Below are 18,585 nucleotides of genomic sequence, written 5' to 3' on the forward strand. Positions count from 1 at the left end.
TCTCCCGCCCTGACATCTATACTTATCCTTTTGTATTTATTTTCTCATGGGAGGAGTCATGCGCGGGATCCTGTTCATCATTGTTTGTCTGTTGAGTCTTCCGACCCAGGCGGTGACAATTCCTGGCGTCACCACGCCAACATCAACCAACGCGCAAACCACAGCGGCGAAAGAGCCGGATATTGAACAGAAAAAAGCGGCTTACGGTGCACTGGCCGATGTGTTGGAAAATGACGCCTCGCGGAAGGAGCTGATCGGTCAGTTACGCAAAGTGGCCACTGCCCCTCCTGCCGAGCCGGTGCCGACCATTGTCCCGCCCACGTTAACGGAAGAAAAAACGGTACTGGAAAACGTCACGGACGTCACCCGCCACTACGGTGAGGCGCTCTCCAGCCGCTTTGCCCAGCTTTATCGCAATATTACCGATGCCCCGCATAAGACCTTTAATCCGCAAACGTTCACCAATGCTCTGACGCATTTTTTAATGCTGGCGGTGTCAGTGTTCGGTTTTTTCTGGCTGGTTCGCCTGTGCGCGCTACCGTTGTATCGCAAAATGGGACAATGGGCGCGGCGGAAAAACCGCGAACGCAGCAACTGGCTTCAGCTTCCGGCGATGATCGTTGGCGCATTCATTATTGATTTGCTTCTGCTGGCGCTGACATTATTTGTCGGGCAGATACTGAGCGACAAAATGAACGCTGGCAGTCGCACGATCGCCTTTCAGCAAAGCCTGTTTCTCAATGCCTTCGCCCTGATTGAATTCTTCAAGGCCATTTTGCGCCTGATATTTTGCCCAACGGTGGCCGAGCTGCGCCCGTTTAACATTCAGGATGCTGGCGCACGCTACTGGAATCGCCGTTTGAGTTCATTGAGCAGCCTGATTGGCTATGGGCTTATCGTTGCCGTGCCCATTATTTCGAATCAGGTCAATGTGCAGGTCGGCGCGATGGCCAACGTCATCATCATGTTGTGTATCACGCTATGGGCGCTGTACCTGATTTTCAGAAACAAGAAAGAGATAACGCAGCATTTGCTGAATCTGGCGGAAAGATCCCTCGCTTTTTTCAGTCTGTTTATTCGTGCTTTTGCGTTGGTATGGCATTGGCTGGCCAGCGCCTATTTCATTGTGCTGTTTTTCTTTTCGCTGTTTGATCCGGGCAACAGCCTGAAATTCATGATGGGCGCTACGCTGCGCAGCCTGGTAATCATTGGAATTGCCGCCTTTGTTTCCGGCATGTTTTCCCGCTGGATTGCCAAAACTATTACCCTTTCGCCACACACTCAGCGCAGCTATCCGGAACTACAAAAGCGGCTGAATGGCTGGCTGTCGACGGCGTTAAGCGTAGCCAGGATCCTGACAGTGTGCGTTGCGGTGATGCTGCTACTGAATGCCTGGGGACTGTTCGACTTCTGGAACTGGCTGCATTACGGCGCAGGAGAAAAAACAGTGGATATCCTGATCCGTATCGCGCTGATTTTATTCTTCTCCGCCATCGGCTGGACGATTCTCGCCAGCCTGATTGAAAATCGTCTGGCTTCCGATATCCACGGTCGTCCGCTACCCAGCGCGCGTACCCGCACCCTACTGACACTGTTTCGTAACGCACTGGCGGTGATCATCAGCACGATCACCATCATGATTGTGTTGTCGGAAATCGGCGTCAATATCGCCCCCTTACTGGCCGGGGCCGGGGCGCTGGGGCTGGCTATCTCTTTCGGCTCGCAAACGCTGGTAAAAGATATTATTACCGGGATTTTTATTCAGTTTGAAAATGGCATGAACACCGGCGACCTGGTGACCATTGGCCCACTCACCGGTACGGTTGAACGGATGTCCATCCGTTCTGTGGGCGTGCGTCAGGACACCGGGGCATACCATATTATTCCCTGGTCATCGATAACGACCTTCGCCAACTTTGTGCGGGGAATTGGATCGGTCGTCGCCAATTACGACGTAGACCGCCATGAGGATGCGGATAAAGCGAATCAGGCGTTGAAAGATGCGGTTGCTGCGGTGATGGAAAAAGATGATATTCGCGGGCTGATTATCGGCGAGCCGTCGTTTGCCGGGATTGTAGGATTAACCAATACGGCATTCACACTACGGGTCTCGTTTACCACCTTGCCGCTGAAGCAGTGGACGGTACGTTTTGCGCTCGACAGCCAGGTGAAGAAATACTTCGATCTGGCCAACATACGCGCCCCGGTACAGACCTATCAAGTGTTGCCTGCACCAGGGAATGGCCCAACGTCTGCGGCAAGCGAACCGCTGCCGCCAACCGAGCCAACGCTTTAGCGTTTACGCGCCATAAAACGACGACGCTGATCGTTATCCATAAAGGTCCAGGCAATAAAGCGACTCTGCTTTTGCCCCTGGGCCATCTCTTTCTTGACCACTTTCACCGCGCCCGCATCCGTTAATGCGTGGTACAGCGGAGGTAAGTTCTCGCCGCGCGAAACCAGCGTGGTAAACCACATAACCTGACGCCCAAAAGCCTGGCTTTCGACGATCATTTTTTTGATGAACGCTACTTCGCCGCCTTCACACCACAGCTCCTGCTGTTGTCCGCCAAAGTTCAGCGCATCATCTTTATCTTGCCCCAGATTACGACGTTTACGCTCGCTTCCTGCACGGGCTGAGGCCGCAGAATCATGGAATGGCGGGTTACACAATGTGGCTTCATACTGCTCATTTTTGTGAATGATACCGTTGAAGATTGCCGAAGCATCTTTCTGACGACGCAGACGAATAGCACGGGTTAACCCCGGATTGCCGTTTATGATCGCCTGAGCGCTGTTAAACGCTTCGCTACTGCTCTCACTGCCCGTGAATCGCCAGCCGTATTCATGCACGCCGATCAGCGGATAAATACAGTTTGCCCCTACGCCTATGTCCAGGATGCTCGCATTTGCCGGAATGGTTCCGCTGGTTTCCCCCAACAGGTCGGCCAGATGGTGAATGTAGTCAGCGCGACCAGGAACCGGCGGGCACAGAAAACCGTCCGGAATATCCCAGTTTTTCACCGCATAAAAATGCGCCAGCAGTGCTTTATTGAGCGCCTTTACTGCCTGCGGATTGGCGAAATCAACACTCTGCTCCCCGCCGGGCGTGAGGGTGAGAAATTGCGTCAGCTCTGGGGTAACCTGGCATAAAGTCGCAAGATCATAACGGCCATTGTGGCGGTTGCGTGGGTGTAATCCCGGTTTCTGGGCGGACATAGCATTCTCCTTTTAACAGCGGCGTAAGATACCCGCATAACGCCACGTGGTAAACACACACAACAAGGAAATTTGATTTTTTACGCCTGTTTGACGCTTTGCTGATTGTTCGAAAAACAGACAGTTCATCACCAGTTTTTTGCGGTAAATGTCATCCGCTGACGACCTAAACTTATCAGGCACACCTGTTGTTTTTCAGAGGATATCACCATGAAGAAATGCCTCACATTACTTGCCGCTACCGTACTTACCGGCATGACATTTGCCTCCTTTGCTGCGCAGCCATACACCAGCCCAGCTACCGGTCAGCTACAAGCTTCCGGCACAGTATCCGCTACCGGCGCCTCTAACCTGAGCGACCTTGAGGACAAGCTGGCAGAGAAAGCGAAAGAACAAGGGGCAAAAGGCTTTGTTGTTAATTCTGCAGGCGGTAAAAACCAGATGTACGGTACCGCAACTATCTATAAGTAGCCCCCACCTTCTCCCAACTGCATTCGCCCGAATGCAGTTTTCTGCGCGCTGTTCACTTCATTTTCGGCTCAATTTGTAATCAATGTGTTGGCATTTTGAATCCAATGTAAATAAATGTATTTATTTTTGAATTAATGAATGCTAAAACGTCGCACTGATTAGAAATGATTATTAAAATCATTATCAATTACACATTCATTTTCGCGAGACCTGCAGGGTACAACATCCACAGAGATGTCCCTTCGCGTGAGTGAAACCGTCTACTCAAAAAATAATAAGTCATTAATTAAAATGGATAAAAATCGCAACTTGCCGTCCAGTAGTTTTCATTCACTGACTTTTTTTGCCGGTCTGTGCATTGGCCTGTCTCCGGTAGCCCAGGCTTTCGCAGCAGGCGATCAGGACAAAAAACCAGAAGATACGTTGGTCGTTGAAGCGGCCAAACCTTCGCTGTACGCCCCAACACAGTCTGCCGACCCTAAATTCTCCCGCCCGGTGGCGGATACCACCCGCACCATGACGGTGATTTCTGAGCAGGTGATTAAGGATCAAGGCGCAACAAATCTGACCGATGCGCTGAAAAACGTACCGGGCGTTGGCGCGTTTTTCGCTGGCGAAAACGGCAACTCCACTACCGGTGATGCGGTTTATATGCGTGGCGCGGATACTTCGAACAGTATTTATATCGACGGTGTTCGTGATATCGGCAGCGTCACGCGCGATACCTTCAATACCGAACAGGTCGAAGTGATTAAAGGTCCTTCCGGTACCGACTATGGACGTAGCGCACCGACTGGCTCTATCAATATGATCAGCAAACAGCCGCGTACCGACTCAGGAATCGATGCGTCGGCCAGCGTCGGTAGCGCCTGGTTCCGCCGTGGTACGCTGGACATTAACCAGGTTATCGGCGAGACCACCGCCGCACGCTTAAACCTGATGGGTGAAAAAACACATGATGCCGGTCGCGACAACGTGAAGAATGAACGTTACGGCGTGGCCCCCTCACTTGCTTTTGGCTTAGGCACCGAGAACCGACTGTATCTGAACTATCTGCACGTTACTCAACACAACACACCGGATGGAGGCATTCCCACCATCGGCCTGCCGGGTTACTCCGCGCCTTCCGCAGGGACGTCTGCACTGAATCATTCAGGAAAAGTGGATACGCATAACTTCTACGGCACCAACTCGGATTACGACGATTCGACGACCGATACCGCGACGATGCGTTTTGAACATGACCTGAGCGACAGCACCACGATTCGCAACACTACCCGCTGGTCGCGCATTAAACAGGATTATCTGATGACGGCGGTGATGGGCGGTGCGTCTAATATTACGCAACCCACCAGCAGCGTCGACACCTGGACCTGGTCACGCCAGGCAAATACCAAAGATGTCAGTAACAAAATCCTGACCAACCAGACCAACCTGACCTCAAAGTTTTACACGGGATCCATCGGTCACGACATCAGCACTGGCGTGGAGTTGACGCGCGAAACACAAACCAACTATGGCGTAGCCCCGATTACCCCGCCGCCGGTTAATATTTATCATCCCAACAGCGACGTGAATATCGGCGGATTATCGCGTAACGGCGCCAACGCTAACGGGCAAACCGATACCTTTGGCGTATACGCTTTTGATACGCTACAAATTACCCGTGAGTTTGAGCTGAACGGTGGTATTCGCCTCGACAATTACCGCACTGAATATGACAGCGCCACCGCTTGCGGCGCTTCTGGCCGTGGTGCAGTGGCATGTCCGACAGGCGTCACCAAAGGTTCCCCGGTCACCACTGTGGATACTGCCAAATCAGGCAATCTGGTGAACTGGAAAGCGGGCGCGCTGTATCACCTGACCGATAACGGCAATGTCTACATTAACTATGCCGTTTCTCAGCAACCGCCGGGCGGCAGCAACTTTGCCCTTGCTCAGGGCGGAAGCGGTAACAGCGCAAACCGTACCGACTTCAAACCGCAGAAAGCGAAAACTAGCGAGATTGGCACCAAATGGGAGGTGCTGGATAAGCGCCTGCTGTTAACCGCCGCAATTTTCCGCACGGATATTGAGAATGAAGTTGAGCAGAACGACGACGGTACCTATTCCCAGTACGGGGAGAAACGCGTTGAAGGCTACGAGCTCTCGGTAGCAGGCAACATCACCCCCGCATGGCAGGTTATTGGGGGTTACACCCAGCAACGCGCCACCATCCACAGCGGCAAAAACGTTGCTCAGGATGGTTCTTCTTCCCTGCCCTATACGCCGGAACATGCGTTCACGCTGTGGAGCCAGTATCAGGCAACCGACGATGTTTCCGTTGGCGCGGGCGCACGCTACGTGGGCAGTATGCATCGCGGTTCGGACGGCGCCGTGGGTACGCCATCCTACACTGAAGGTTACTGGGTCGCCGACGCCAAACTGGGCTATCGCGTGAATCGCAATCTCGATTTCCAGCTAAACGTCTATAACCTGTTCGACACCGATTATGTATCCTCCATAAACAAGAGTGGATACCGTTATCATCCAGGCGAGCCAAGAACTTTCCTGCTCACAGCCAATATGCATTTCTGATCCATCGCGTGGGGCGAAAGCCCCACTTTCAGGAGAAACACTGATGATGTACCACATTCCCGGCGTTCTGTCGGCGCAGGATGTAGCCTGGTTTCACGAGCAACTGGACGCAGCCGACTGGGTTGATGGCCGCGCAACCACCGGCGCTCAGGGGGCGCAGGTTAAAAACAACCAGCAGGTAAATACGCAAAGTGAACGCTACGGCGTTTTACAACAGGCGGTACAGACTGCGGTAAATAACAGCGCGCTTTTCTTCGCCGCAGCACTACCGAAAACGCTCTCCACACCGCTGTTTAATCGCTACCAGGACAACGAGACCTATGGTTTTCACGTTGACGGTGCGGTGCGTAGCCATCCGGAAAACGGCTGGATGCGCACAGACCTTTCCGCAACCTTATTCCTGAGTAACCCGGATGATTATGAAGGTGGAGAACTGCTGGTCAATGATACCTACGGCCAGCATGCGGTGAAGCTTCCGGCAGGCGATCTGGTGCTTTACCCTTCCAGCAGCCTGCACTGCGTAACGCCAGTAACCCATGGCGTTCGTGTGGCATCCTTTATGTGGATCCAGTCGATGATCCGTGACGACAAAAATCGCGCCATGCTTTTTGAACTGGATAAAAACATTCAATCCCTGAAGACTCGTCATGGGGAGAGCAACGAAATCCTGTCATTACTCAATCTCTACCATAACCTGCTGCGCGAATGGTCTGAAATCTGATACTGCTGGCGCATGGTCGTTTTTCAGCCATCACCTTCGCTATACTTAGTCTGTAGACATCAGCAGCAGGAGGTGCACATGGCATCCGGATGGGCAAATGACGACGCAGTTAACGAACAGATCAACAATACTATTGAAGATGCTGTTGCCCGCGCCCGCGGTGAGTTACCGACCGGGGAAAGTCTGTATGAATGCGAAGAATGTGGCAATCCTATCCCTCAGGCCAGACGTGAGGCCGTGCCAGGGGTACGCTTGTGCATCACTTGCCAACAGGATAAAGATTCACATAGCGCGGCATTTTCAGGATATAATCGCAGAGGTTCGAAAGACAGCCAGCTACGTTGACTCATCTTTACCAAAAGTTTCAGCGCATACGATTTCCTTTACGAGCACGCTTTTTCGCACTCTGTGTGGCAAAATGTGCCGTTGTTGGTTTCTCTGTAAAGCGCAATGACAAGAACTGTAAATCCCTCGCCTGAATTTATTAATATTCAATAAGTTATTTGTCATTCAATTTTTTTGATTGATGTCGTCAATTCTATTCGATTTTCTCTCACCAAAAAAAACGTGATACTTATCACATCGACGGAACAACGTCTTCTTAAAGAACACTGACTACTAACAGAACAACCCTGCGAGAGATTAATCATGAAAAATATCAAATTTGCTGTTGCTGCCATCGCCCTGTCTACCCTGTCATTTGGCGTTTTCGCTGCCGAGCCGGTTTCCTCCACTCAGGCACAAAGCATGAATAAAATTGGTGTAGTTTCTGCTGATGGCGCCACCACACTGGATGGCCTGGAAGCCAAACTGGCTGAGAAAGCGGCTGTTGCTGGCGCAACTGGTTACAGCATCACTTCCGCTGTCGGTAAAGACAAAATGAGCGGCACCGCGGTTATCTATAAATAACCGAAAGATTACCTGTACGACCCAATGCTCCAACCCTCATTGACCCTGTTTGTTACCCTTTGTTTGCCCGTCCGCCACTGGACGGGCTTTTTTTTGCTTAGTGTTCCAGTCGTTGACGGAATTCCTGCAACACGGTGTCCGGCATGCCTATTTGCAGCGCCGCCTCGCAAATCGCCTGCCAGCTTCCGGCATCCAGCGGAATACCGTGTTCCAGCCGTTCCTCGCGAGTATTCACTTCCCACTCACCTGGCAACAGGATCGGGACATCTTCAGCATGCGGGGACGCTTTCACCCACTCAGCAAATGCTGCGACCTGGTTGTCGCAGTCCGGCGCGCCGAACAGTTCCGGATTCATAATAATAGTGGTCATACAGTTGATGATGGCGTCCGGGCTGGTCTGCAGGCTCTCTTCATGTGTGGTTTTACCCCCTGAAAGCGCACCCCCCATAATTTCGCACATCGCCGCCAGCGCATACCCCTTGTGCTCGGCAAAGGTTAGCAACGATCCCAGCGGAGAAACCTGCATTACCGCAGGATCGGTTGTAGGCATCCCCTCCACATCAATCAGACATCCAGGAGCTACCGGCTCGCCCTTATGCCATGCCACACGGGTTTTGCCAAACGCGATGGCGCTGGTTGCATAGTCCAGCAATAGCGGGAAGGTATTTTTACGCGGAAAAACAACGCAGAAGGGGTTAGTGCCAAAACGACTATCGCGGCCATGAAACGGTGCAACCATCGGGATCCCGACCACGCTCACAAAATGCACTGAGACAAAACCTGCCGCCGCACATTGCTCCGCCCAGTAGCCAATACGTCCGATATGATGCGAATTATGTAATGCCACGGCGGCGATACCGTGATGGCGAGCTTTTTCAATCCCCAGCGTGATGGCTTCGTGAGCCGCCACCTGACCAAAGGCACAATCGCCATCAAGCGTAATCACCGCCCCTGCATCTTTTACCACTTTGGCATGACGGTTGATTTGTAGATGCCCCAGCGAGAATGAACGAATATAGCTTGGGATCATACCGATGCCGTGGGAGTCGTGACCGGCGAGGTTAGAGGCTATCAGATGATCGGCCACCAGCCGCGCCTCCTGATCATTGCTTCCCATCTGATGAAAAACGGCCTGGATAAAGGCGTGCAGCGTTGGCACATGGAAGCGATGTCCACTGTTCATTGTTATCTCCTGTTGTGTCGCGTGTTTGTTGTGTTTCTTATTTTTCAACAAACTATGCTGCGCCACGGCGCTCAGGAGGTCAATAAACGTGCAGAAATTTCACGTTGCCGAAAAGAGAAAACCGACAGACCAGGTAAAAGGCCCGTCGGGATAACAAATGAATCAGAAGCTTTGCTCGACGCGGGCAAGTCCTTCGGCCAGCGAGGCGGATTCACCGGTTGCCACCAGGCAGCAGGCCATCTGAATTTTCAACGATGCCGGGACCGGCTCACTGCCAGCCAGACAACGCTCAATCCAGCGCGCGGTGGTTTCCGGATCTTTTGCCACCGGCAGCGGTACTGGCTCGTCAGGCATCTCGCTCTGTCGATCCTGTAACACTCGCACACCGGATGAATCTATCAGGCTTATCTGCGGGCAGCGCTGCGGGTTGGCATACACTTCGCCCTCGGTACCATGCATCAACAGGCCGCGCCCACCAATATCGCCGAAGAACTTCGCCACACGCGAGACGTATTCCGGGTGGGACACGCTGGAAAGACGCAGCGCCGCATCTTCAGCAAACGGCGTGGCTAATTTAGCCAGCGTGTGCGCACTGTTACGCACGCCCATGCGCCAGCGCATCGCCAGCTGTTTCTCCAGCGGAGGGCACAGCGCACTCACCGGGATAAACACCGGCTGATGACCATCCAGCTTTGCCTGCGCCTGCCCGGCATGCAGCGTTGGCGTAATCCCCATCAGTTCAAAAATGGTTTCTGTCAGCACGCGGGTTGGATCCTCGCTGACACCGTGCACTACTACCGGGAAACCGAGCTTATGCAGTAAAATCGCCAGCAGCGGCGTCAAATTCGCCTGCTTGCGTGCACCATTGTAGCTGGGAATGACAATCGGCATGGGTTTGGCTACTGGCGGAGTCAGGCGAATGGTGTGGTTTTGCATCGCTTCGTAAAAGCCCAGCATCTCCGCTTCGCCTTCGCCTTTAATACGTAGCGCAATCAGCACCCCGCCCATCTCAAGGTCAGGTACGTCGCCGTTCATCATATGGGTATACAGTCCGCGAGCAGTATCCTTGTCCAGGTCACGCGCGTGATTTTTTCCTCGCCCAATCTCTTTAATGATTTTGCGGTAATCCATCGATAACTCCTTGCCTGTTGCTCGCATCGTTAACGCCGACGGCGGCGCGTGGGTTTCGCTTTTTCTTTTGGTTTTACTATAACGTCTGGCACAGCAGGTTGCTCTATCGGAAATATGGGTAACGCGTTCAGTAAACGCTTGCCATAGTTTTTGGTCAATAAACGTTTGTCATAAATAACCACTTCTCCCCAGCAGCCATGGCTACGGATGAGTCGCCCAACCTGCTGGATCAAATTGAACGACGCCGCGGGCAGGCTCTGCACCTCGAAGGGGTAGCGGTTCAGGCTTTTCAACCACTCGCCCTCGGTGATCACCACCGGGCTGTCGATCGGTGGGAAAGCAATTTTGTGAATATGCACCTGGGTCAGCAGGTCGCCTTTCAAGTCCAGACCTTCAGCGAAAGATTGCAGCCCAACCAGCACGCTGCGCTCGCCGTTGGTCACCCGTTTGCGGTGCAACTCTACCAGACGATAGCGCGGCTGATCACCCTGCACCAACAACAGCAGGCGCAGATCGGTAACATGCTCAAGAAAACGCTGCATCGCCCGACCGCTGGCAAAGAGTACCAGCATCCCCTGATGCTTTTTGCTTTCCAGTTGTTCGCGAAAATAGGCGGCCATTTCCGCGATATGCTGCTCTTCGTTATCAATTAACGGTTCGTAGCGCATCTGCGGAATGACGATTTTGCCCTGTTCAACGTGATTAAACGGTGAATCCAGCGCAACAAACCGATCCCCTGCTTTTTCCTTCAGACCACTCATCTCCTGCAAACGCGAGAAGCTGTTGAGCGAGCGCAGCGTTGCGGAAGTGACAATAATATGCGGGACGCTACGCCACAGCAGTCGTTCGAGCTGATCGCTCACACGGATCCCCACGCAGTGGAACCAGACGTGGATCTGCCCGTCACGCACCTCGCGCGTCGCCCATTTACTCACCGGCGCGCCTGACGACTGCGCGAGCGATGCCAGCCGCCACAGTTTGCTTTGCGCCTCAAACATGCCCAGCGCCCGGTTCATCTGCAAAATAACCCGATGCAGACGCACAATATCGTGAGTGCCGGTTTTTTCGCTGAGATCGTTGAGGAACAGTTCCGCCAGCCCGCGTAGCATTTCCGTAAGCTTTGCCAGACGCTGACAAATCTCCATCACTTCTGCAGGCAGTTCGCCCATCGCAAAGCGGTGTTCCGCCTCCTGAGTAGCAGGCATATACAGATTAAGAATGTTATTGAGCGATGAAATCAGTTCATACAGCTCTTCACAGTGACCGTTCAGACGCTCGGCATTCGCCAGCGGCGGCGTGGTTTTCGGGCGAAACTGTTCCAGACAGGTCGCCACTAATTTGCAAAACAGATCCAACTGGAGCCGATACCAGGGGGCGCTGATTTCCGCGCTCATCTCCAGCGCATCGCGCGCGACATCCGGCAAATGGTGGCCTTCATCAAGTACCAGCAACAGGTTTTTCGGCTCCGGCAAAACGGCTTCGCTTTCCATCGCCGCCATCACCAGCGCATGATTAGCCACCACCACTTCAGCTTCCTGAATCTCCCGGCGGGCGACAAAAAAAGGGCATTCACGATAATAGTGACAGTTGCGATTCAGACAGCTAGCTTTATCGGTGCTCAGACGCTGCCAGAGTCCGTCGTCAATGGCGATATCGGTGTGATCGCGCAGCCCGTCCCACTTGTAGCTGTCGAGATCGCCTTTTAACCTGGCGCAGCGCTTTTGTTCTTCCTGGTTGTTGGGCGTTAGGTCATCGTCGAGAAAAGCCAGCAGATCCTGCTGATTGGGTTCAGTACTGGCCAGCGCCGCTAAGTTACGCGGGCAGACATAGCGTCCGCGACCAAACGCGGCGGTAAAACGAAGGTCAGGGATAATTTTGCGCAGCAGCGGTAAATCTTTGCTGTAGATCTGATCCTGCAAAGCGACGTTGGCGGTGCTGACCACCAGCGTTTTTTGCTCTTCACGCGCGATGGCAATACCGGGAATCAGATACGACAGGGTTTTCCCCACTCCTGTCGGCGCTTCAATCGCCAGATGCCGCCCTTCTTCACCTGCCAGCGTTTTCGCGACGTCAGCAATCATCTGCCGCTGCGGCGCACGGGGGATAAAGTCGGGGATCTGTTCCTGAAGCGCCTTATACCAGGCGGCGATTTGCGCTTTTAACGCAGCCGTAAGTGCCATGAGAAAACCTGAAATACTGTATAAACAGCCACTATTGTGGCACTTTCTATCCCGTGTCGCAAAAAGAAAAGCCCGACCTTTCGGCCGGGCTCGCAATTACTGCGCTGAGGACGGTTTGCGCGGACGGCGCGGTGGACGAGGTTTATCACCTGCCGGTTTGCCTTCGCCACTACGCGGTTTCGCTTTTGGTGCACCGCCATCCTGACGACGCGGCTGCTGGCCACGCCCTGCTCCGCCCTGCCCGCGACCACCACCGCCGCCACGCTGCTGGCGACCATTCTGGATCGGCTCAGCTTTAATGGAGGGATCTGGCTCATAGCCTGGCGTTGCAATACGCGGGATCTCTTTTTTCAGCAGCTTCTCGATGTCACGCAGCAGCTTGTGTTCATCGACGCACACCAGGGACAACGCTTCGCCAGTAGCGGCGGCACGCCCGGTACGACCAATACGGTGCACATAATCTTCTGGGACGTTTGGCAGCTCGTAGTTCACCACGTGCGGTAACTCTTCAATGTCCAGACCACGCGCGGCAATATCGGTCGCTACCAGCACGCGTATATCACCGGATTTAAAATCAGCCAGCGCACGTGTACGTGCCCCCTGAGATTTATTGCCGTGGATTGCCGCACTGCGGATGCCGTCTTTATTCAGCTGTTCTGCCAGATGGTTCGCGCCATGTTTGGTACGGGTAAACACCAGCACCTGCTGCCAGTTGCCCTGACCAATCATCTGTGACAACAGTTCGCGTTTACGTTTTTTATCGACGAAATGAACGTGCTGAGTTACCTGCTCGGACGCGGTATTACGACGTGCCACTTCGATTTCCAGCGGGTTATGCAGCAGTTTTTCGGCCAGCGACTTAATGTCATCAGAGAACGTTGCCGAGAACAGCAGGTTCTGACGTTTTGCCGGCAGTTTTGCCAGAACGCGACGAATATCGTGAATAAAGCCCATATCCAGCATGCGGTCAGCTTCATCCAGTACCAGGATCTCCACCTGATCCAGTTTTACCGCATTCTGATGCTCCAGATCGAGCAAACGACCCGGGGTGGCAATCAGTACATCCACACCGCCACGCAGCTTCATCATCTGCGGGTTAATGCTGACGCCGCCGAAGACCACCAGCGAGCGAATATTCAGATACTTACTGTAATCACGGACGTTTTCGCCAATCTGGGCCGCCAGTTCACGGGTTGGCGTGAGGATCAGCGCACGAACCGGACGACGGCTTTTACCATGCGGCTGATTGGTAATCAGGTGCTGCAACAGCGGCAGGGTAAAACCTGCCGTTTTCCCCGTACCGGTCTGGGCGCTGGCCATCAGATCGCGGCCTTCCAGCACGGCAGGAATAGCCTGCTGCTGAATAGGGGTAGGTTCACGGTAACCCTGCTCGGCAACGGCACGTAAAATTTCAGGGTTTAAACCAAGGGAATCAAAAGACATAACAACTCCGAACCGCCCTGACCGTTACCGGTGTCGTTTTCAGGGAGATACATACAATAGAGATGACAAAAACCACAATGTCATGAAGGGGCGGAGTGTAGCAGTTTTTGTGATGTGCCGCATAAATTATCCCTTCACTGGAAAATAACCGTCCGGACTGGACAAGGCTGCACATCAGTCATAATCTTAATCAATCGATTGATTAAGATCAGAGTCGTGCCATGAATACACCCACCATGACAACCAAAGGTGAACAGGCGAAGAACCAGCTCATTGCCGCCGCATTGGCACAATTCGGCGAGTATGGTCTGCACGCCACGACGCGCGATATCGCTGCACAGGCCGGGCAAAACATTGCGGCTATCACCTACTATTTTGGCTCAAAAGAGGATTTATATCTCGCCTGCGCCCAGTGGATTGCAGATTTTATCGGCTCACAGTTTCGTCCGCACGCTGAAGAGGCCGAGCGTTTATTCGCTCAGCCAGAACCGGATCGTGGCGCGATGCGTGAACTGATCCTGCGCGCCTGCAAAAATATGATCATGCTGTTAACCCAGGACGACACCGTTAACCTGAGCAAATTTATCTCGCGTGAACAGCTTTCCCCCACTGCGGCTTATCAACTGGTGCACGACCAGGTTATCAATCCGCTGCATACACACCTGACGCGCCTGATTGCCGCCTATACCGGCGGCGATGCCAACGATACCCAAATGATTCTGCATACCCACGCCATACTCGGCGAGGTGCTGGCTTTTCGTCTGGGGAAAGAAACCATTCTGTTGCGTACGGGCTGGTCACAATTTGATGAGGATAAAACCGCGCTGATTGACCAAACGATCACCTGTCACATCGATCTTATTCTGCAAGGTTTAACGCAAAGGAGTCTGGAGTCATGAAAAAACCTGTCGTTCTCGGGCTGGTTATCGCGGCCCTCGTTGCCGTGATTGCCGGTGGAACGTGGTGGTATCAGAGTCGGCAAGATAACAGCCTGACGCTATACGGCAATGTCGATATACGTAGCGTCAACCTGAGTTTTCGCGTCGGCGGCAGACTGGCCTCGCTGACGGTTGATGAAGGCGATGCGATTACAGCCGGTCAGGTGCTGGGCGAACTGGACCGCGCACCGTATGAAAACGCATTGATGCAGGCAAAAGCCAACGTTGCCGCCGCGCAGGCGCAATACGATCTGATGCTGGCAGGGTATCGCGAAGAAGAGATCGCGCAAACCGCGGCGGCAGTCAAACAGGCGCAGGCCGCCTATGATTACGCGCAGAATTTTTACAATCGGCAGGTAGGATTGTGGAAAAGCCGTACCATTTCTGCCAACGATCTGGAAAACGCGCGTTCATCTCGCGATCAGGCGTTAGCTTCACTGAAATCCGCGCAGGATAAACTCACGCAATATCGCAGCGGTAATCGTGTGCAGGACATCGAGCAGGCAAAAGCCACGCTCGAACAAGCTCAGGCCGAACTGGCACAGGCAGAGCTTAATTTGCATGATACCACGCTGACCTCGCCATCTGACGGCACGCTTCTCACCCGCGCGGTTGAACCCGGCAGCATGCTGAACGAAGGGAGCACGGTACTGACGCTGTCGCTCACGCGTCCGGTATGGGTCCGCGCCTACGTTGACGAACGCAATCTGAGCCAGGCGCAGCCAGGACGTGAGATCCTGCTCTATACCGACGGTCGCCCGGACAAACCGTATCACGGCAAAATCGGCTTTGTGTCACCAACCGCCGAATTTACGCCGAAAACGGTCGAGACTCCTGATCTGCGCACCGATCTGGTGTATCGCCTGCGAATTGTCGTAACCGACGCGGACGATGCGCTACGTCAGGGAATGCCGGTAACGATAAAATTTGGCGATGAGGCACGGCATGAATGACGCCGTCATTACGCTTAAAGGGCTGACGAAAAACTTTGCTGGAATGGAAAAACCGGCCGTCGCCCCGCTCGACTGTATCGTGCATGCGGGCTACGTGACCGGGCTTGTCGGGCCGGACGGCGCGGGCAAAACCACGCTGATGCGCATGCTGGCGGGATTATTAAAACCTGATGCCGGAAGTGCTGCGGTAATTGGTTTTGACCCCATCAAAGACGACAGCGCGCTGCACGCGGTGCTGGGCTATATGCCGCAGAAATTTGGTCTGTATGAAGATTTGACCGTCATGGAGAACCTCAATCTCTATGCCGATTTGCGCAGCGTCACCGGTGAGGCGCGAGAAAAAACCTTTGCCCGACTACTGGAGTTTACTTCGCTGGGCCCATTTACCGGACGACTGGCCGGCAAACTTTCCGGCGGCATGAAGCAGAAGCTCGGGCTAGCCTGTACGCTGGTCGGCGAACCCAAAGTGTTGCTGCTGGATGAGCCAGGTGTGGGTGTCGACCCAATTTCCCGTCGCGAACTGTGGCAAATGGTCCACGAACTGGCAGGAGACGGCATGCTGATCCTCTGGAGTACGTCGTATCTGGATGAAGCAGAGCAATGCCGTGATGTGCTGCTGATGAACGAAGGCGAATTGTTATACCAGGGCGATCCTACTCAGCTTACGCAAACCATGGCTGGTCGCAGCTTCCTGATGAGCAGTCCGCAGGAAAATAACCGCCGACTGCTGCAACGCGCGTTAAAACTACCACTGGTCAGCGACGGAATGATTCAGGGGAAATCCGTCCGTTTAATCCTGAAAAAAGAGGCGACAGCTCAGCAGATCCAAAACGCTGACGGCATGCCGCAGATAACCATCAATGAAACTGCACCCCGCTTCGAAGATGCCTTTATCGATTTACTCGGCGGAGCCGGAACATCGGAATCCCCACTGGGCGCTATCCTGCATACCGTAGAAGGCACGCCTGGCGAAACGGTGATCGAAGCCAAAGCGCTGACCAAGAAGTTTGGCGATTTTGCCGCGACCGACCACGTAGACTTTTCCGTACAGCGCGGCGAGATTTTTGGTTTGTTAGGACCCAACGGTGCCGGCAAATCCACCACCTTTAAAATGATGTGCGGCCTGCTGGTCCCCACTTCCGGCAAAGCGCTGGTGCTGGATATGGACCTGAAAGTCAGCTCCGGCAAAGCGCGTCAGCATCTGGGCTATATGGCGCAGAAATTCTCCCTGTACGGTAACCTGACGGTTGAACAAAATCTGCGCTTTTTCTCCGGCGTCTACGGCCTGCGTGGTCGGGCACAGAAGGAGAAAATCGATCGTATGAGCGAGGCATTTGGCCTGAAGAGTATCGCTTCCCACGCCACCGACGAACTGCCGCTGGGGTTTAAGCAGCGTCTGGCGCTGGCCTGCTCGCTGATGCATGAACCCGACATTCTGTTCCTTGATGAACCCACTTCCGGGGTCGATCCCCTCACCCGTCGTGAGTTCTGGTTGCATATCAACAGCATGGTGGAAAAAGGCGTCACGGTGATGGTGACCACCCACTTTATGGACGAGGCGGAATACTGCGATCGCATCGGGTTGGTGTATCGCGGCAAACTGATTGCCAGCGGAACACCGGACGACCTGAAAGCTCAGGCTGCCGACAGCGACACTCCGGACCCGACCATGGAGCAGGCGTTCATTACGCTAATCAATGACTGGGATAAGGAGCATACGCATGAGTAACTCCGCTCTCTCCTGGCGTCGCGTACGTGCGCTGTGCGTGAAAGAAACCCGCCAGATCGTTCGCGACCCCAGCAGTTGGCTGATTGCGGTGGTGATCCCGCTGCTGCTGCTGTTTATCTTCGGCTACGGGATAAACCTCGACTCCAGCAAGCTGCGGGTCGGGATTTTGCTCGAACAGCAAAGCGAAGAGGCGCTGGATTTTACCCATACTATGACCGGTTCGCCGTATATTGACGCCACCATCAGCGATAACCGGCAGGAATTGATTGAGAAAATGCAGGCCGGGCGCATTCGTGGGCTGGTGGTGATCCCTGTGGATTTTGCCCAGCAGATGGCGCGACCTAATGACGTGGCACCGATCCAGGTGATCACCGATGGCAGCGAACCCAATACCGCCAACTTTGTGCAGGGTTATGTCGAAGGTATCTGGCAGATTTGGCAGCAACAGCGGGCGGAAGATCGTGGGGAATCGTTCGAGCCTTTGATCGACGTGCAAACACGCTACTGGTTTAACCCGGCGGCCATCAGCCAGCACTTCATTATTCCCGGGGCGGTAACCATCATCATGACGGTGATTGGCGCGATCCTCACCTCATTAGTGGTGGCGCGCGAATGGGAACGCGGAACCATGGAGGCACTGCTTTCTACCGAAGTCACCCGCGTCGAACTGCTGCTGTGCAAACTGATCCCCTATTATTTCCTCGGCATGCTGGCGATGTTGCTGTGTATGCTGGTGTCGGTATTTATTCTTGGCGTGCCCTATCGCGGCTCGTTGCTGATCCTGTTTTTCATTACCAGCCTGTTTCTGCTCAGTACGCTTGGCATGGGGTTGCTTATTTCCACCATCACCCGCAACCAGTTTAACGCCGCGCAGGTCGCGCTGAACGCCGCTTTCCTGCCCTCGATTATGCTGTCAGGTTTTATCTTCCAGATAGATAGCATGCCCGCGATTATCCGGGCGGTAACCTACATTATTCCGGCTCGTTATTTCGTCAGTACCCTGCAAAGCCTGTTTCTGGCGGGAAATATTCCAGTGGTGCTGATTATTAACGTGCTGTTTTTAATCGCTTCGGCGGTGATGTTTATTGGCCTGACGTGGCTTAAAACCAAACGTCGGCTGGATTAAGGGGA

15 protein-coding genes are annotated in these 18,585 nt (G+C 53.7%); 10 read left to right on the forward strand and 5 right to left on the reverse strand.

All coding sequences use genetic code 11. The features are described from left to right. The first annotated feature begins 58 nt into the window (after nt 1-58). Nucleotides 59-2,296, forward strand: coding sequence for a mechanosensitive channel protein (gene ybiO / locus OGV85_RS21605; RefSeq protein WP_032948900.1), 2,238 nt, complete (start codon nt 59-61; stop codon nt 2,294-2,296). On the opposite strand, the gene rlmF is transcribed toward ybiO, so the two are convergent. Beyond that, on the reverse strand, nt 2,293-3,219 hold the full coding sequence (rlmF, locus tag OGV85_RS21610; protein WP_003035241.1) for a 23S rRNA (adenine(1618)-N(6))-methyltransferase RlmF: 927 nt from the start codon (nt 3,217-3,219) through the stop codon (nt 2,293-2,295). The genes ybiO and rlmF overlap by 4 nt on opposite strands. Nucleotides 3,220-3,429: 210 nt before the next feature. Between rlmF and mcbA the strand changes: the two genes are divergently transcribed. From mcbA to ybiJ, 5 genes are all read left to right on the forward strand, one after another. After that, a complete protein-coding gene (gene mcbA, locus OGV85_RS21615; protein ID WP_003035239.1) occupies nt 3,430-3,690 on the forward strand; it encodes a DUF1471 family periplasmic protein McbA in 261 nt (86 codons plus the stop codon). A gap of 291 nt (nt 3,691-3,981) precedes the next feature. Then, complete coding sequence (locus OGV85_RS21620) at nt 3,982-6,267, forward strand: catecholate siderophore receptor Fiu (RefSeq protein WP_286554004.1); 2,286 nt, start codon at nt 3,982-3,984, stop codon at nt 6,265-6,267. Between the two features lie 43 nt (nt 6,268-6,310). Continuing rightward, nucleotides 6,311-6,988 carry a PKHD-type hydroxylase YbiX gene (ybiX, locus tag OGV85_RS21625; RefSeq protein WP_061548095.1) on the forward strand — a complete coding sequence of 226 codons (678 nt, stop codon included), beginning with the start codon at nt 6,311-6,313 and terminating at the stop codon, nt 6,986-6,988. A 78-nt stretch (nt 6,989-7,066) separates the two neighbouring features. Next, nucleotides 7,067-7,333, forward strand: a complete 267-nt coding sequence (locus tag OGV85_RS21630; RefSeq protein ID WP_003035233.1) for a DksA/TraR family C4-type zinc finger protein — start codon at nt 7,067-7,069, stop codon at nt 7,331-7,333. A 303-nt stretch (nt 7,334-7,636) separates the two neighbouring features. Then, nucleotides 7,637-7,897: a DUF1471 family protein YbiJ gene (gene ybiJ, locus OGV85_RS21635; protein WP_061548094.1), complete on the forward strand. Its 261-nt coding sequence runs from the start codon at nt 7,637-7,639 to the stop codon at nt 7,895-7,897. Between the two features lie 97 nt (nt 7,898-7,994). Here the strand turns inward: ybiJ and OGV85_RS21640 are convergent, their stop codons facing one another. From OGV85_RS21640 to rhlE, 4 genes are all read right to left on the reverse strand, one after another. Beyond that, entirely contained in the window at nt 7,995-9,080 is a 1,086-nt protein-coding gene (locus tag OGV85_RS21640) for a malate/lactate/ureidoglycolate dehydrogenase (protein WP_061548093.1), read from the reverse strand. A 162-nt stretch (nt 9,081-9,242) separates the two neighbouring features. Then, a complete protein-coding gene (ybiB, locus tag OGV85_RS21645; RefSeq protein WP_003035227.1) occupies nt 9,243-10,211 on the reverse strand; it encodes a DNA-binding protein YbiB in 969 nt (322 codons plus the stop codon). 29 nt (nt 10,212-10,240) lie between these two features. Next, a complete protein-coding gene (dinG, locus tag OGV85_RS21650; RefSeq protein WP_003035224.1) occupies nt 10,241-12,391 on the reverse strand; it encodes an ATP-dependent DNA helicase DinG in 2,151 nt (716 codons plus the stop codon). 96 nt (nt 12,392-12,487) lie between these two features. After that, on the reverse strand, nt 12,488-13,834 hold the full coding sequence (gene rhlE, locus OGV85_RS21655) for an ATP-dependent RNA helicase RhlE (RefSeq protein ID WP_048233307.1): 1,347 nt from the start codon (nt 13,832-13,834) through the stop codon (nt 12,488-12,490). A 221-nt stretch (nt 13,835-14,055) separates the two neighbouring features. Here rhlE and cecR point away from each other — a divergent pair, with 221 nt between their 5' ends. From cecR to OGV85_RS21675, 4 genes are read left to right on the forward strand one after another with little or no spacing between them, the layout of a single operon-like run. Next, on the forward strand, nt 14,056-14,733 hold the full coding sequence (gene cecR / locus OGV85_RS21660) for a transcriptional regulator CecR (RefSeq protein WP_003035216.1): 678 nt from the start codon (nt 14,056-14,058) through the stop codon (nt 14,731-14,733). Continuing rightward, on the forward strand, nt 14,730-15,725 hold the full coding sequence (gene hlyD, locus OGV85_RS21665; protein WP_003837029.1) for a secretion protein HlyD: 996 nt from the start codon (nt 14,730-14,732) through the stop codon (nt 15,723-15,725). The genes cecR and hlyD overlap by 4 nt, the downstream gene beginning before the upstream one ends. Then, a complete protein-coding gene (locus tag OGV85_RS21670; RefSeq protein WP_003845404.1) occupies nt 15,718-17,454 on the forward strand; it encodes an ATP-binding cassette domain-containing protein in 1,737 nt (578 codons plus the stop codon). Before hlyD ends, OGV85_RS21670 begins: the two co-directional genes overlap by 8 nt. Continuing rightward, on the forward strand, nt 17,447-18,580 hold the full coding sequence (locus tag OGV85_RS21675) for an ABC transporter permease (RefSeq protein WP_003035208.1): 1,134 nt from the start codon (nt 17,447-17,449) through the stop codon (nt 18,578-18,580). Before OGV85_RS21670 ends, OGV85_RS21675 begins: the two co-directional genes overlap by 8 nt. Nucleotides 18,581-18,585: the final 5 nt, after the last annotated feature.

Source organism: Citrobacter sp. Cf132, assembly GCF_030333885.1.
Classification (GTDB): Bacteria; Pseudomonadota; Gammaproteobacteria; order Enterobacterales; family Enterobacteriaceae; genus Citrobacter; species Citrobacter freundii.

Coding starts and splice junctions, on each gene's coding strand:
- OGV85_RS21630 (WP_003035233.1), top strand. CDS start 7,067: ATGGCATCCGGATGGGCAAATGACGACGCAGTTAACGAACAGATCAAC.
- ybiB (WP_003035227.1), bottom strand. CDS start 10,211: ATGGATTACCGCAAAATCATTAAAGAGATTGGGCGAGGAAAAAATCAC.
- ybiX (WP_061548095.1), top strand. CDS start 6,311: ATGATGTACCACATTCCCGGCGTTCTGTCGGCGCAGGATGTAGCCTGG.
- OGV85_RS21670 (WP_003845404.1), top strand. CDS start 15,718: ATGAATGACGCCGTCATTACGCTTAAAGGGCTGACGAAAAACTTTGCT.
- rhlE (WP_048233307.1), bottom strand. CDS start 13,834: ATGTCTTTTGATTCCCTTGGTTTAAACCCTGAAATTTTACGTGCCGTT.
- OGV85_RS21640 (WP_061548093.1), bottom strand. CDS start 9,080: ATGAACAGTGGACATCGCTTCCATGTGCCAACGCTGCACGCCTTTATC.
- ybiJ (WP_061548094.1), top strand. CDS start 7,637: ATGAAAAATATCAAATTTGCTGTTGCTGCCATCGCCCTGTCTACCCTG.
- hlyD (WP_003837029.1), top strand. CDS start 14,730: ATGAAAAAACCTGTCGTTCTCGGGCTGGTTATCGCGGCCCTCGTTGCC.
- ybiO (WP_032948900.1), top strand. CDS start 59: ATGCGCGGGATCCTGTTCATCATTGTTTGTCTGTTGAGTCTTCCGACC.
- mcbA (WP_003035239.1), top strand. CDS start 3,430: ATGAAGAAATGCCTCACATTACTTGCCGCTACCGTACTTACCGGCATG.
- dinG (WP_003035224.1), bottom strand. CDS start 12,391: ATGGCACTTACGGCTGCGTTAAAAGCGCAAATCGCCGCCTGGTATAAG.
- OGV85_RS21620 (WP_286554004.1), top strand. CDS start 3,982: ATGGATAAAAATCGCAACTTGCCGTCCAGTAGTTTTCATTCACTGACT.
- OGV85_RS21675 (WP_003035208.1), top strand. CDS start 17,447: ATGAGTAACTCCGCTCTCTCCTGGCGTCGCGTACGTGCGCTGTGCGTG.
- cecR (WP_003035216.1), top strand. CDS start 14,056: ATGAATACACCCACCATGACAACCAAAGGTGAACAGGCGAAGAACCAG.
- rlmF (WP_003035241.1), bottom strand. CDS start 3,219: ATGTCCGCCCAGAAACCGGGATTACACCCACGCAACCGCCACAATGGC.